Here is a 14,977-nt window from a genome sequence, read left to right as displayed (position 1 = left end):
CGCTACCAATGTGACGCTGCCGCAGCGGTCATTGAAGGGTCCGGCATGGGTTCCCCGGATAGTTGACGCAAATCTCTGAAGAGACGGCATCCCGTGGCTCCCTCGATCGCTGCACGTTTCGAGACCCCGCCGGCTCCTCCAGCGTCACGGTTGTCAGCGCCTCGCGACAATCGCGGCAGACGCGCTCAGTCCAGCAAACCAAATCCACTTGACTCGAACCGATCATCCACCATGAGAGTTGTCGGCCGACGGAAAATGCAGGCGCGGCGTCACGGCTTCATCCGGGACGATCCGATCGGTTTCACGGCGCATGATGCGGTAGCATTCGCAGGTAGCTTCCTCGAGCCGCGTTCTGTCAATTTCGATCAAGCCCCGCCGATCGGATCTGATAGCACCGACGGCACGGAGTTTGGCAACCATTTGTGTCACGGTCGTCCGCCGCACTCCAAGCAACTGCGAAAGCGTCTCCTGCGTGACTGACATGATGGGGCCTTCGGTTCGATCGTGCAGCTCAAGCAGCCAGCGGGCCAGGCGAGCCTCGACAGGGTGCAGCCCATTACAGGCTGCGACGTGCTGGAGCTGCGATAGAATCCACCCCGTGTGCGCCTGAACCACGTCTTTGATGGCGCTGCTCCCCATGTAGGCAGCATGAAACCGCGATACGGAAATCTGTGATGCGGTGCTGCCTACCCGCACGACGGCGGTTACGGAAGATCGGGAGGGTCCCAGGACCGATAGAGCGCCAAGGGCTCCCTCGCGCCCGATCACCGCGGTTGCAATCGTTGCTCCGTTCGGCATGTCGAGCATGAAGGAAATGGCCCCGCTGTGGGGAAAATAGACATGCTCGCGATCTCCCGATCGCACGACCACGGCATCCTGTTCAAGCGAGACCTTCTGGAGATGAGGGCTGAGCAAGGCGAGGTCCGCCGGCGGCAACGCAGCTAGGAGACGATTACTGCCGGTGGCAGGACGCCCCATCACGTGAGACTTCTTCTCTCAGCGGAAGGCGCAGCTCTCCTGCGATGTCTTCTGCCCTGCGCCGATACCAACTCGACCCTCATTGTGCTGGCTTTGAAACTGCCTTCTTGAACGCAATATTCACTCACTACCGCAACCCGCCGGGCCGGTAAAGGTCGCCAATGGCGGTCATCTTTCGGGGGCTGTCGGGAGCTGTCGAGAGCGTTGTCATTCCGCGCAGCGCTTTTCGCTGCCGTCAATGTCTCGTCTCGAAGCGAAAAGTCAGACGATTGCGCTATCATCAATTGCCCTGTCAAAAACCCATAGCTCGGCTTCCAGTCGGGTGCGCGAAGCTGATAAGCTGGTTCGTGATGGCGTCGCCAATGACCAAAGCCTGCTCACCGTTTGAGGCAATCAGAATGAACATGTGCCCGGGCGTGTGGCCGCGGCTCTCAACCGTTCCAATTCCCGACACGATTTCGGCGCCGGGCTTGATCCGCGTCGTTCGGTCGGTGATCAGTTTGAAGGCGGCCTGCGTGCCAGGGATCATGTCGCGCCAGCGTTCCGGGAAGGAGCCGTGGCTGGACGGCGGGGAAATATGCCATGTGGGAGCGCGGCGAGCGGCAGCCGACGCAATAGCCGTTGTTGCAAGAGCGATGGTCGCAAATCCCTCGACAGCGCCGCAACGGCGGGCGTAACATCAGCCTGCCGGGCGTCGCCTGACAGCGCTCGGCGTCCTCATGGAAGGCCTCGCTGCGGGCCGCCCCCGTGGCGGGGCTTTCTTGTCGGTAGAGCTTTACGCCAGCGGCCTTGCATATTTATTAACTTCAATCCCCTTTGGCGCACCTCGTCCCATCGTGCGGAGAGGTTGCCTATCGGTCCTCGCGCCCAAATCCTCCGCGCGACGGCCGCGGTGATCTGAACAATATCGCGCGTGCGATCGGCGAGCAGGAGGACGTGGCGCCGGTCCGGGGATAGCGACATGCGGTTGAGGATAGCACCGATCGTTACGAGGCGCTGCCCTGGCCATGCGCGATCCGTAAATGATGCGCGCAATAGGGCAACGCCGGCACCTTGCCGGCGCCGCAAAACTCGGTCGCCACCTCGTGCACTTCACCGAGCGGCCAGCGGCAGCGGGTCTCGTCGAGCTCGACCAGCGCGCAGGGCCGCATGTCCGGCAGCGGCACGGTGCCATCGAGCAGCGGCGCCGGCTTTTGCGGCATGATCGATGTTACCGTTGTTCTGGCGCGACCCGGCCGCGTCTGCACCGGCTTCACCTCGAAATGCTTTTCTACGCCGTCTGGCAACAAATCATCGTGGCGCAGCCGCATTGCCTTTGCGCATATCGACGAGCGCGAGCGGTTCAACCATCTCGAGATTTGCGTGGCCGATGCTGTCGGCCAAAGGCTGACTAGCAAGAAAGTTTCCTCGGTGGTCCAGGGGATCATACGGGCCTCGCTCACTCGCCCTGTAAATTGGGCGAGTACTCGCCACAGGATCGAGCGCCCCGACGAGATACCCGCGCTGGCCCTAGGGCGCGGAGGCGACTTGAACCAACGCAAGTTCCTCGCCGGAGACGCGCATATTATGAAAATTGAAACGACGTCCGGAAAGCTAGCAATCTGGATGTGCCCATTTTGGCAGTAGTGGATGGCGGCTGCCGAAATCAGAGCATCAATATCGCGTAGCATGTCCCGCATCGCTGCCCTGACCATGCGCCATTCGCATATGGTGCCGGCAATAGCGATGACCCGGCGCCGGAGCGCCGCCGCAAAACTCGGTCGCAACTTCGTTGACGTCGCCGAGCGGCCAGTGACAGCGCGCCTCATCGAGCTCGAGCAGCGAGCACGGCCGCATCGCAAGGCTGTCATTGGCTGGTGGCGGTGGTGGCGGCGGCATGATCCAGATTCGCAGTGGTCGGGCGCGCCGCCGTCGCTTGCGCGGATTGGGATTTTTGGCGTTCTTACCTTCCAACAAGCCTTCCTCGAGCAACCGCTTGGCCTTTCCGCATATGGCGGCGCGCGGGCGGTGCAGGCGATATGCGATTTGTGCCGCCGTGCTCGTCGGCCACAGGGTGACAAGTTCGCGGATTTCCTCGGCGGTCCAGCGGGACATGACGGGCCTCGTCGGTCAGGGCACCCAGCGCCTGGTGCCATGACTGCCGATTCGTGCGGCACCATTTTGGCGATTGCATCTTTTCCGCGCCGGCGGCGCGTCTCAAGCGTTCAATTGAACCGTGTCACTTTGCGGGGCTGCGACGCCAACACATCCAATCCCCGAAATGCATTGGCCCAGAAGTACAGGCTAGCATAGGTGCGCCAGTGGGGTCTTCGCCAGCAATGCGATATTAGCCTATCGCTATTCAAGCTGGATGTGATCACCAAAAGACAAAGCTCGATGAGGCGTGGCCCTTAGGAACCGACGCGGGAACTGACGCGGCACTTGCAATCTCTGCAGCATCATCTGCACGAAGGGGCGTTGGAAATCCGTGATCAGCAGCGTCAGATGTGGGATAGATTCTCGTCCGGTTGGCCATGCATCATTTCGCTGCATCGGCTTCCCCAAGCAGCCTCTTGATACCGGCGAACAGCTCCGCCATGTCGTCGGCGACGAGCTATGACTTCGGCAGGCGGGACCCGGTCGGATTCGGCGCTTTCCCCGCGGTGCCCCAAAGTGGGAAGGGGCCGAGTGGTTAAGGCATCCATTCGAGAAACGCAGGCATCACACCCAATCCCGCGTCATAGTTTTGAGTGGGGTAGCATCCGTTCGCTAGCCGCTCGCTATGCAGCCTCCACACTTTAGCAAAATGCCGATTCCGAAATTTTTAGTAAATTCGGACCAGCTTCCCCGTTGGCGGCAGGAGGTGTACCATGCGTAACCATGACTTCGTGTCCGACGGATTCCTCGCGCTAATCGTGACCGCCCTTGTGCTGTTGTGCTCAAGTTGGCTCGTTCTCGCGTTCAGCTAGTCTGGGCGGCGGTTCCAGATGACTAGCTAGCACTACGGCAGAATGAGATCGACGATGGCTTGGCGCACGGCCGGCAAGCTTGGTTGAGGCGGAGATCCGTTGATTCTTTTTTCCGCCCCGCTTGTGCGAGGCGACGATGTTGCAAGAAGGCGTAGGCGATCATTGTCATGAGCGTGTCGATGAAGACCTTGCCAGGATCGCCCTTCAAAGTGATCAAGCCCGAGTTTCTCCTTCAGCTGCTGATGGGCCTGTTCGCAAATCCATCGTGCCTTGATGGTGGCAGCTAACGTGCGCAGATGTGTCGCGGCGGGCAGGTCGGCGAGATAGTACTTCTATTCCCGCGCGCGCCAGTGCCCTTGCGGCCCGGATAACAGTAGTCGTCATCGGCGCCGCCGTCGCCACGTGCAACACGCGTCAGCGTCCCTGACAATTTTCGTCCGTCACCAGACTTTTTCAACACATCTGCCAATTCCGGAGTTGGTCATTGGATACTAAATCGGATCGCAAGCTCGCGTCTGTTCGATCGGGCGGGTTTTTTTAGCATCCGGCGGTCGATTGCTGCATGGGATGTTGAAATTAACCACTTGTTAACCCTGCGGTCGCCTAATGTGAATGACTGGGGATCACCATGTCGGCCCCTGCAACAACGCAACCGAAGTTGATGCCTTTTTCGGCCGATCCAACCTTTCGTTGGCGGTTCGCGTTACGGCTGTCCTACGCGGAGCAAAAAATGTTCGGAAAGGACGACTTAGTGGACAATCTCAGCCGAGATCTGGATCGCGCGCGCGAAAGACGCGACGCACTTGCATCCGAAGTCACGACACTGACGGCTCAGATCGCTGAAATCGAAGCCCGCCTTTCTGAGGAAAAAACCCGGCGAGAGCGTGATCGCGTTTTAGGTGAAATCGAAGCGATAAAAAAGCGAATCAAACAAGCGACCGGCGCGTTTGCACCTGTCATCGGTAAGCTCTGCGAGGCCATCGAGATGGGTGCGACAGTCGTGCCTGAAGCTCGCGACCTTAACAGTTTTCTATTATCGGTTGCGACCGAAGTCGATAGCGTAGTCGATCCCCTATTGCGCGAGATGGATCAACGTGCGGATGCGGTGCGAGCCGGCCACGTTACACTCGATCTCCCGTGTTCAGCCAATGGGGCTCCGATCGAGCCGTCAAAAGATAATAGTGATCGGCTACTTCGTTTTCCCGTATGGCTGTCTCGCAACAAGGAGGTAGAAAAAAAGAAACAACGGAGAACCCGCGTAGCACAGCAGCGTGAATTATCGGCGCGCTGCGCGACCAAAGAAGACCTACGCCCGATCGAGCCAGCAAGACAGCCTAATCTCGGTCTGCAATAGCTATTTCAGCTTCGCTTTCAGCCCCCCACCCGACACGCCGGCAGGACTATACTTTGGGAACAGCCGATCAGTCGATTTGTCCAGTCGTCTGTCTCCAGCTACTGAGCTGAGGTGGCCTATGAGTTCGCCCGTCGGCTTGTAAATCTTTTGGCCTCGGAGGTCGTACAGCCTCTTGCCCGATCGGTCATAAATTTTGCTTGCCCGGATGTCAGCGACGTAATGTCCTCCGCTGTCGAATATTTTTCCGTCCATCTTAAATTGTACCTTAAAAGCAAGCCGAGAGATGTGACCCTGGCTCTAATCCGAGCCACGAAGGATGCACTCCAATAACCCAGGCTGACGGCGTGCGTAGCACGCCACCCCGACACACGTTTGACTGCCGCGGCGATCGTGACGCTGCCGCCGCCCCCCAAAGTGGCCTGGGCGACGTCATTCTGTCGATTGCCTTCGGAGGCAACGCAGGTTGCGGCGTGCGCTTGATGATCTGACTGGATGATAGCCATTTCAACGCGGGAGCGCCTCTTCCATCTCCAATAGTCATCAGTTCGTGCGCCACCGGCGGGCTTTTGATCGCTTTTTGACAGCTACTAAACCAAGCTCTCGCGCTTTCGTTTTCACCGAACCAACGTAGCGTCCGAGAGATTTCGATATTTCTTCCGCACTATGCCGCTGCCCGCTCATGGAGATCAGGGCCTTAACCTCTAGTTCGGTCCATTCCCGGGGCTTAGACGACTTCATCGCGAGCCAGATGATCTGCGGAAAATCCAATGATGGGCTCCAGTTTAGGCGAACAGGAGGCCAAGTGGGACCATGCACATTTAGAGGTCGGTCCCATAGGCGAGCGCAGTGTCTCGCGACCGACTCAACCGGTCGACGCAACACAGACGTTAAATCTTTCTGCTGGGGTTTCCAATTGCAAGGTCTCACGTGGTCGTTCGTTTAGCGTTGCCGAGAACAAGCGCGTTGGCGTTGGGCGCATGGTGCAGCGGCATGTGCTGGATCTGGTTGAGATCAACGACACGTAGGATCATGCACGGCGCCAGGTCGATCGAGGTCCTGGAGGACGGCGCCGCTCAGCCACGAACGCTGTTGCTGTTCCCAAGGATCGCTGCGAAGGACTGAAGGACTGCAAGCGGACAACTCGATTGTCCGCTTGAAACTGTCACAGGTGCGGCTTTGCCGGCTTTGCCGGCCGCGCGCCTAGGGAGCCTGCTGGCTGGCGCTGAAGCTGTGGCAGGAGTCGCGACCGGTTCTGGTCGAGCGGCTGGAGCTCGGCCGAAGAGGCGCCCGGTGGGGATCAGGTGCTGTTCGCTGGACAGAATCTAACGCCCTCTCACTCGCAAGTTGACCGGAGCCTGTCCATCCTCCGTGTCCAGGATGTAGGCTTTCACTCTGGGCAGAGTCTTCTCCATGGCTTCAAGATAGAGGCGGGTACGCGTGAGCTCGGGGGCCTTCGCATACTCTTGCTGTAAAGCTTTGAGGCGGGTGGTCGTGCCTATGGCTTGCGCGATGCGCTGCTCACGCCGGCTCTGCGCTGCCTGGACCAATGTGTGCGCCTCCCCGCGAGCCTTAGGCAGGAGGTTGGCCGCATAGACCCGCGCCTCGTTGCGTGAGCGCTCGCGATCGGCCATGGCGTCCGCCACGTCTTGAAAGGCCTGTGCCACCGCCGCGTCAAGCGTCATGGCCATGATGCTCGAAGCCGTGATCTGAACGCCGCTTCGGTAGCGATCGAGGAGCTCCTGAGTCTGTATCTTCACCCTATCCTGGATGGCAAGCCGGCCTGTGGTCAAGACCTCATCAACCGACATGCCGGCCAAAACCTGGGTGAGCACACTTTCGGCAAGCCCGCCGATCAGCGCTCTCGTGTCCTCGACATGCAGCAGGAAGTCGGCGGGATCGCGTATCACGTATTGTAGCACGAGCGCGATGCTTAGGATGTTCGTGTCACCAGTCAGCAGCTCCATCCCAATCACGGTCTCCTGCTCGCCCTCGGGCAAAGCAAAGCCCACGCCGACTTTCGAGACACTTGTGGTCTTAACCACGTCGACCCGGTCGACGGGCCAGGGGAAACGCCAGTGCATGCCGGGGCCCAGGCGGGCATGGGGCGCACCGAGGCGGCGCGCCAAAGCTTGTTCGTCCGTTGCGACGAGATGGAAGCCCGTGGCGAAGTAGGCCGCGATCAACAGGAGCAAGAAGACGACACCGCCGCGGAGCGCGTGAGCGCGCCAGCGCGGATGTCTGGGGGTGCTTTCCGCGCGGTCCTGCCGCACAAAGTCTTCGTGGCTGGCCGTCATGGCAATTCCCCGCGTGACGGTGGCTGCTGACGTTCGACATCAGCGCCCACGGTCTCGCCATTCCTGGGGCGAGCCTTGGGCGGCGGGTTAAGATCCCGCGCGACCGATGCGCTAGGCTGCAGCATCTGCAGGAGTTCGGATTCGGCCGGCAGGAACAGGGTCGTCTTGTCGTCGAGGATACGATCATAGGCCTCGAGCGTGCGGACGAGCTTGAAGAAGGGTAGATCGGCGCCAAACTCGCGCGCGTAGACACGCATCGCCTCAGCTTCTCCCTCGCCGTCGAGTCGCCTTGCATGTTCGCTGGCCTCGGCGAGGATGCGTGCCTTCTGCCGATCAGCTTCGGCGATGATCCGCCTCGACTCGGCCTTCCCGTCGGAGCGCAGCTGCATGGTGATGCGGGCCCGCTCCGCTTTCATCCGCTCGAAGACGCTCTGCCGGTTCTGCTGGGGCAGGGCGAGTTCACGCACACCGAGATCGATCACCTCGATACCGTAGGCGGGCGCAACAAGAGCCTGAACGCCGGCACGTACCTCCGCGATTATCGCCCCGAACCGGTTCTCCGAAGCATGCGGCGCGATGAGGGAGGCGAAGCTATGGCGGCCGAGCACTGCACCGACTTCACCGACGATAGCCTCCGTCAGCCGCTGCTCGGCATCGCCGCGCGTGGCAAGCGTTGCGAGGAAGCGCGCCGGTTCGTCGATGCGCCAGGTGGCGAGCGTGGCAACGGACACGTTCTTCCTGTCCGCCGTGACGTACTCAACGGGCCGCGTGCTCAAGTACAGGAGGCGCTTGTCGAACCGCTGCACACGCTCGAAAGGCAGCTTGAAGCCTAGGCCCGGCTCTTCAACGAGTTGCACGATCCGGCCGAAGCGCGTGACCATCCCGTGCTCAGTGATATCCAACGTGAAGAGGCTGGCAAGGGCGGACAGCACGAGCACGGCGATAGCGGCAGGCGTCAGCACCCAAAGCGCTGCCCCCCGCCTGCCGCCCGCGCGGCTCATCTGCCAACTCCAGGGTGAGCTGCCTTTCATCGATTGCCGCCCGCGCTGATCGGAGGCTCAAGGAGCCAAAGGTCGAAGTCTTTGATGGCACTCGCCTTCGGCCGGACAAGCTTGTGCACCTTCGGCAACACGTCCTCGATCGTCTCCATCTGCAAGCGGAATGCGGCCAATTCGGGCGCTTGCCGAAACGCCTCGACCTGTAGGCTGAACGCTAGTGCCTCGCCGCGAGCGCGGCGGACCTGTTCCTCCTGGACGGCGAGGGCACCCTCGACCATCGCCGCGGCTTCTCCTTTCGCTTCGTTTACCTCCTCGGCGGCGAATCCCTTGGCGCGGTTGATCGTGCGCAGCTTGTCCTCCTGTGCACTGGCCACGTCCCGCTCGGCGTCGTGTGCTTCCTGGGGCGCATGGACGTAGACCAAGCGCACCGAGACGAGCGCGATGCCGGCATTCAGACCGTCCAGGCGCGCCTGAACGAACTCATGCAACCGCGCCTCGACCTCTGCCTTGGCGTTCGTTAGCAACGCGTCGATTCGCTGAGTGGCAATAACGCTGCGCAGCCCTGCTCGGGTAACGCTCCGGACCAGCGCCTCAGGCTCCGCCAGGTTTGTGACGTAGGCCACGGGATCCTTGACGCGGTACTGCACGGTTGATCGAAGATCGATGAGGTTGGCATCACCGGTCAGGAGGAAGGACTCGCCCTCCAGCACCTCGCGCTGGAACCAGGAGCCCCTGGCCTTGATCGCCTCCGGCACCGGATTCGAAGGCCCGCCCACTGTGAGCCGCTCGCGGGCGAGTGCGCGCGTCATCAAGCTCTCGTCCGCCTGACTGCGGAAACCGAGCTCCGCACTTCGCGTGCGTTCGGTTTCGACGAGACGGTGCGTCTCGATTGGCCAGGGCAGGCGGTAGTGTAGGCCTGGGCCGAGGTCGGCCGCGACGATGCGAGCAAACCGGAGGCGCAAGCCGATCTCCCCGGACTGGATCGTAAAGAAGCCGCTTGCGAGCCAGAGCAGGACCAGGCTTGCCAATGCCGCGATCTTGACGCGGGGGTCAGTAACAAACACGCGGGTCGCCGCAAACCCGTCGCGCAGCCGGGCCCACTCCGGCGGCGCGTGCGTGTGCGGCACGTGCGTGTGGAGCGAGATTTCCCCGGTCCGGAACTCACGCTCCGCCTGTCGCAGGATTTGAGCGGATGACCACAGGAATAATCCCGCCATGATGGCGGCCACGATCAGGTCGGGCCACCTGGTCGCGGTTGCCCAAACGCCGAGCGCAGCGAGCATCACGGCGACGTTGCCGATCGCATCGTTACGCGAGCAAAGCCACACGGACCGCACGTTGGCGTCGCCATCCTTGTAGCGCATGAGGATGACGACGCTAGCCACGTTGGCAGCGAGAGCCAGGAAGCCGATGGCGCCCATGATCTCGGCGCGGGGCACACCGAGCACAAGCACGTGATAAGCGGTCGCCCCAAACACCCACAAGCCCATCAGCGTGAGGCTGACGCCTTTCACAAAGGCCGCACGCGCCCGGACCCGAACGGATGCACCGATGACCGCGAGGCTGATACCGTAGGTCGCTGCGTCGCCCAGGAAGTCGAGAGCATCGGCCTGCAGTGCCTGCGAGCCGGCGAGTGCGCCGGCTCCTATTTCCACCAGGAACATCCCGGCGTTGATCGCAATGACGATCCAAAGCCGCCGCTTGTAATCAGCCGACAGGCCTTCGAAGGTGGCGCCTTCTCCGCAACAGGCTACGCCCATGTTCAGAGCCCTTCGCTTCCTGAAGTCTCCCTTTAGTGCAACCTCACCGCGGCAGGTAGCGCTTGTCGAGTTGACAAGCCACGGAGTACTGCGGATCGACAACGTTGGCGATCTCGAGATGCGCTGCTTGGCCTAGAAGCTGAAGCGCCTCGATCTTGTCGTAGCCGTGATCCTGCACCAGCCAGTTGACGAGATCGACGCAGGCGATTCGCAGCGCATCGATCAACGGCCGCGTGCTGCCGATCGACATGATCATTCTGTCGTTCTCGAGCCGGGGCCAGTTGATCTTTTTTCCCTTGATGAGATTCACCGTGAAAGTGACGTCAAACGAGGTCTCGATAGCGGCGCCGTCTATCTCGCCGTCACCCTGCGCGGCGTGCCCGTCGCCCAGCATGAAGAGCGCACCTGGCTCGAAAACCGGGAAAGACATCGTCACACCCTCAACGACCTCATTGAAGTCCATGTTCGCGCCATGCGGGCCGGGTATCAGCGAGCTGATGCATTCCTTGCCACCAGGTGCGGTGCCGATTGTCCCGAAGAATGGCCGCAACGGGACCTCGATTTTGCCGATCTTGCTGTTGGGCAGGTCGAGCACACCGACCATTTTCGATCTGTCGAACCGCCAGATAAAGAGCCGGTCCGGCACCGGGTCGGTTATCATCGCCGTCTTGTATTCGGGCGCCAATGCTCCGAAGTAGGGGATCGAAGCTCCCCAGCCCCAGTCTCTGTTGAGGCCGATCCTGTCGATACGCACGACGAGCGTATCGCCGGGCTCGGCGCCCTCGATGAAGAACGGCCCGGTCTGCGGGTTGACTCTGGTAAGGTCGAGTCTCGGAAACACCGTCTTGTCGGTCGGCTGGAAGACGTCGTTCGCCGCGTCCTTGGTCCTTGTGATTACCGTGTCGCCTGGCTTGATGCGGATCGCCGGCGGATGCGCATGGCAATAGGTGAAGTAAACAGTGTCTCCCGGGTCATAGCGGACTTCCGCGGCTGAGGCAGGCGCGACCCCAATAACTACGAGTGCCGAAGATAGAGCCACGATGGCCGCACGTGCCTTCTGCTCGTTCATTCGAATCATAGAAATTCCTCCTATGTTGGCAGCGCCGATTGCTGCTATGGGAGCGGCGTAAGATTTCCGCTCGTCATCTCATGGGCGTTTCCTTTCTCGCACTGTCGGCCAAGCTTGCTGGCGGCTTGGCGCGCTCATAGAAGCTGCTATCGTGCAGTAGGCCGAAGAGATCGGAGTTCGCCGGCAACACCATCGTGGTGCCCTCCTTGACGAACTTGCGCGACGCGTCGAGCGTCCGCCGCAGCGCGTAGAACTGCGGTGCCTCGCGAAGCGAGTCGGCGTAGATGCGGGCGGCCTCTGCTTCGCCAGCGCCGCGGTGCCGCTGGGCGACCTTGAAGGCCTCGGCTAGGATGCTCGTCTTCTCGCCCTGAGCCGCGGAACGGATCTTGAGGCCTTCCTCCTCGCCCTCAGAGCGGTAGCGCATGCTGATTGCGGCGCGCTCGGAGCGCATGCGAGCGTAGACCGTGAGCCGATTGCGCTTAGGGAAGTCAAAGCGCAACAGCTGCACGTCAAGGACTTCGATGCCGTAGTCCGGAAGCGCAACATTCCGGCACTTTGCGGCGACCTCGGCGAGCAAGGCCTCTGCTCGATAGGCTTCGGCCGAGACAAAGGCAGCGAGCGGACTTCGGCCGATGGCGGCGCCAAGCTCCGCAGAGAGGATGTCGCCCAAGCGCGATTCCGCACCCGCCTTGTTGAGAACCGTCTCAAAGAAACGTTTGGGCTCGGCTATGCGCCACATGACGGCGCCCGCTGCCGTCACGGCAGTCTTCTCAAGCGTCAGGAATTCGCTCAGTGGGGGCTGGTAAACAAAAAGCCGGCCGTCGAACGTGGTCACGCTTTCGTAAGGCAGCTTCACGCCAAGACCCGGCGTGGTGACTACCTGCACCGGCCTGCCGAACGACGTGACAACGGCCCGCTCCCCATCGCCAACGGCGAAAAGACATAACGTGGTCGCCACGACAGCGCCAAGCACTCCCGCGGCGCCCAGAATGGCTTGCATAGGCTTCGAGCTTGAGCGGGCCATGGCTCATTTGCCTAACGAGCTGGGGCTTTTCTCATTCTGTAGGGCGTCCTTCGGGTGGTCAAGGCATTTGTCTCCGGTGAGCTGCTTGGCATAGGCTTCCGTACGCAGTGCCATCGGCTCCGGCGAGCACCTCGAGAAGTCGGGCGGCATCGCCGGCGGTACGGGCAACGGGCCTGGTATGATCAAGTGTTAGTTCAATCGGGAAGGCACCTGTGTGGTACAAGCCGGTGGATGGGCTTGTGGCCAACCGCTCCGCGGAACGGGTCCGGTATCGGAGAAGGCGCGCACCGGCCGCTCGATGTTCTTAAGCGACAGCTTTCCTAAGGCTACGAAGGCCGCCTTCAATCGGCCAGCGACGGCATTGTGCACGTCACCCGAAATCACGATGCCACCTGGCGGCGCTTCGGCCTCCTGCCTCGCGGCTACGTTCACGCCGTCACCATAGAGATCGTCGCCGTCCACGATCAGGTCGCCGAGATGCAAGCCGATCCGGAACACGATGGCATTGTCCTGGGGCTGGTCACGATTGGCCTCGGCCATAACCTGCTGGAACTCGATGGCAGCGCCTAGTGCCTCGACGGCGCTCGCAAACTCGACCAGGGCGCCGTCGCGGATCAGCTTAACCACGCGGCCGCCATGGCGGGCCAGCACAGGTTCCAGGTGCAGTTTTCGGTGTTCCCGCAGGCGCGCCACGGTGCCACTTTCGTCCCGCTCCATCAGGCGGGAATAGCCGACCACGTCGGCTGCTAAGCGGCGCTGCTCACGGGTCAATGGAGTATCTCCGCCTCCCCGTTTCCAGATCGCAAAGGGGCTTAGCCGACTGGGCAATGATGCGGCCGGCGTGGAACGGTCATGTCAGCTAATGGGCACTTTTCGGCCCTGACCGGCTGGGCTGACAATGTCCGGATCATAGGGGCAAAGCGCACTTCCCGGTTGCCCTGGTCGAGGTCCGCCTATGACCCCACAGCGGAAATCGGCGCCGCACTCGAGCCGCTCACACCATCGTCATCTCGCGCCTGAGCTGAGGAGCGAAGATGGTCTTCGGTATCAGTGCGTGGACGCCGCGCACGATGTCTACCACCTGGGTCACGCGGAAGCTCACCGCCACGCTGCACAGCGCATAGGCGTCGAGCTCGCTGATCTTCGCCCGGGTCGCCAGGAACTTGACCGCATTGCGCGCAGCAAGCGTCATCGCCGTGTTCAGGTCCTTGTCGAGCCCGATGACGATCCAATGTGTGTCCGTCTCCGCCACCGGCCAGGCCAGGTTCTTCTGCTTGTGGAGGATGATCTGGATGCGCAGCTCTTTCATCCGCGTCTCCAGCGCGGTGAGCGAAATCTCGCCGTCCCCCTGCACCGCGTGGCTATCACCCGTATAGATGAGGGCGCCCGGCTTCCACACCGGGATGTAGAGCGTCGAGCCCTCGGACAGCTCGCTGAGATCGAGATTGCCCGCGTGCGGGCCCGGCGGCACCGAGCTGGTGACGCCGGGACTTAAGGGCGGGAAATAGCCATCGGGTGGCGCAACGCCCAAGGTGCCTTGGAAGGGCTTCAACGGAATGGTGATGTTGGGCATGAACTTGCCCTTCATGGCGCGCAGGTCGAGATCGACATACTTGATCTGCCCTTGAGCATAGTCCTGCGGCAGCAGGCCGGTCCCCAGCGAACCCGGGTTGTTGAAGACGGCGCCCCATTCGTAGGGACGGACCCGCTGGTAGCGGATCTCCAACACATCGCCCGGCTCGGCCTTGTTCACGGCGATCGGTCCGATGATCGAATGCGGCCCTCTGCCGGGATTGTCGACGCGCAGCTTCGCCAGCGTGTCGATCGGCACGCCCGGCTGCATTTCATTGAGGAAGTGCGACCAGGTATCGGGAAAGCTGATGACATCGCCTGAATCGATCGCGAGAATGGGCGCTAGGTTGGCGTCGTACACACCGAGCTGCACCGTCTCCTTAGTCGACGGCACCACGTGCACGCGGCCTCCACGATCCGATTGGCGCTTTGGCGCCGCGCCGGCCTCCTGCGCCCGCGCCAGCCTCGCAAACCACGGCTCGATCGCGGCGAGCGCACCCATGAAGCTGCTTGCTTGCAGGAACTTGCGCCGCCAATGACCGCGCGCCGACAGATAGCCGTCGAGCGTCTCCTGATCGACCTCGTCCATGTGGAGGAGGGTATCGGACGCGCGATTGTCGAACGCGGCATCCTTGATGTCCTCGCGGATGATGCCCGTGCCCTTCTCGTCGCCGCAGCCAAAGAGATTGGCGCAGGTGTGATGGTGAGGGTGGTGGGCGTGCTCATTCCCATCGCCGTGGTTCACCGACATGATGACCCCCTAAGCAAACGTCCGTGCGCCATGGACCGCCTTGCGAGGTACGTTACTCTCGCGCCGCCGCGTCAATGGGCCGCTCCCCGCGCTCGCTTGCTATCAGGCAACGCGCCATGGAAACGCCACCCCGCCTGGATGGCCAGATCGCGGAGTTATCGCGGGCCTCTCCCAAAGTTCACATTGCTTTGGCGTGCCGAGAGAGATTCAGTACCACGTTACTCGCCTG

12 protein-coding genes and 2 pseudogenes are annotated in these 14,977 nt (G+C 61.6%); 1 reads left to right on the top strand and 13 read right to left on the bottom strand.

The window, feature by feature from the left end:
- Positions 1–222: 222 nt before the first annotated feature.
- The 5 genes and pseudogenes from IVB05_RS01710 to IVB05_RS01690 form a co-directional block, all read right to left on the bottom strand.
- A complete protein-coding gene (locus tag IVB05_RS01710; protein WP_247782726.1) occupies positions 223–978 on the bottom strand; it encodes a Crp/Fnr family transcriptional regulator in 756 nt (251 codons plus the stop codon).
- 292 nt (positions 979–1,270) lie between these two features.
- Positions 1,271–1,507 (bottom strand): hypothetical protein, encoded by a 237-nt coding sequence (locus IVB05_RS01705; protein ID WP_247782725.1) that lies wholly within the window; start codon positions 1,505–1,507, stop codon positions 1,271–1,273.
- 457 nt (positions 1,508–1,964) lie between these two features.
- Positions 1,965–2,405: a GcrA family cell cycle regulator gene (locus IVB05_RS01700; protein WP_247787431.1), complete on the bottom strand. Its 441-nt coding sequence runs from the start codon at positions 2,403–2,405 to the stop codon at positions 1,965–1,967.
- A 226-nt stretch (positions 2,406–2,631) separates the two neighbouring features.
- A complete protein-coding gene (locus IVB05_RS01695) occupies positions 2,632–3,072 on the bottom strand; it encodes a GcrA family cell cycle regulator (RefSeq protein ID WP_247782724.1) in 441 nt (146 codons plus the stop codon).
- Between the two features lie 824 nt (positions 3,073–3,896).
- Positions 3,897–4,258 (bottom strand): annotated as a pseudogene (locus IVB05_RS01690) (transposase); the annotation flags it as partial.
- Positions 4,259–4,656: 398 nt separating this feature from the next.
- Between IVB05_RS01690 and IVB05_RS01685 the strand changes: the two are divergent.
- The gene (locus IVB05_RS01685) at positions 4,657–5,280 is read left to right on the top strand and encodes a hypothetical protein (RefSeq protein ID WP_247782723.1); all 624 of its coding nucleotides are present in this window, start codon (positions 4,657–4,659) and stop codon (positions 5,278–5,280) included.
- A gap of 1,322 nt (positions 5,281–6,602) precedes the next feature.
- On the opposite strand, the gene hflK (IVB05_RS01680) is transcribed toward IVB05_RS01685, so the two are convergent.
- From hflK (IVB05_RS01680) to IVB05_RS01645, 8 genes and pseudogenes are all read right to left on the bottom strand, one after another.
- The gene (gene hflK / locus IVB05_RS01680) at positions 6,603–7,574 is read right to left on the bottom strand and encodes an FtsH protease activity modulator HflK (RefSeq protein WP_247782722.1); all 972 of its coding nucleotides are present in this window, start codon (positions 7,572–7,574) and stop codon (positions 6,603–6,605) included.
- Positions 7,571–8,575, bottom strand: a complete 1,005-nt coding sequence (locus IVB05_RS01675; protein ID WP_247782721.1) for a protease modulator HflC — start codon at positions 8,573–8,575, stop codon at positions 7,571–7,573. Before IVB05_RS01675 ends, hflK (IVB05_RS01680) begins: the two co-directional genes overlap by 4 nt.
- Before the next feature lie 26 nt (positions 8,576–8,601).
- The gene (gene hflK / locus IVB05_RS01670; protein WP_247787430.1) at positions 8,602–9,636 is read right to left on the bottom strand and encodes an FtsH protease activity modulator HflK; all 1,035 of its coding nucleotides are present in this window, start codon (positions 9,634–9,636) and stop codon (positions 8,602–8,604) included.
- A gap of 84 nt (positions 9,637–9,720) precedes the next feature.
- A pseudogene (locus tag IVB05_RS01665) lies at positions 9,721–10,332 on the bottom strand (cation transporter); the annotation flags it as partial.
- Positions 10,333–10,375: 43 nt separating this feature from the next.
- Entirely contained in the window at positions 10,376–11,410 is a 1,035-nt protein-coding gene (locus tag IVB05_RS01660; protein ID WP_247782720.1) for an acetamidase/formamidase family protein, read from the bottom strand.
- A 64-nt stretch (positions 11,411–11,474) separates the two neighbouring features.
- Positions 11,475–12,401, bottom strand: a complete 927-nt coding sequence (locus tag IVB05_RS01655) for a protease modulator HflC (protein WP_247782719.1) — start codon at positions 12,399–12,401, stop codon at positions 11,475–11,477.
- 213 nt (positions 12,402–12,614) lie between these two features.
- Positions 12,615–13,196, bottom strand: a complete 582-nt coding sequence (locus IVB05_RS01650) for an adenylate/guanylate cyclase domain-containing protein (protein ID WP_247782718.1) — start codon at positions 13,194–13,196, stop codon at positions 12,615–12,617.
- Positions 13,197–13,419: 223 nt separating this feature from the next.
- Positions 13,420–14,748 carry an acetamidase/formamidase family protein gene (locus tag IVB05_RS01645; protein WP_247782717.1) on the bottom strand — a complete coding sequence of 443 codons (1,329 nt, stop codon included), beginning with the start codon at positions 14,746–14,748 and terminating at the stop codon, positions 13,420–13,422.
- Between the last annotated feature and the right edge of the window lie 229 nt (positions 14,749–14,977).

The organism is Bradyrhizobium sp. 170 (assembly GCF_023101085.1).
Taxonomy (GTDB): domain Bacteria; phylum Pseudomonadota; class Alphaproteobacteria; order Rhizobiales; family Xanthobacteraceae; genus Bradyrhizobium.
The sequence above is the reverse complement of the archived record's forward strand: the minus strand, read 5'-3'. Positions and strand labels throughout refer to the sequence as shown.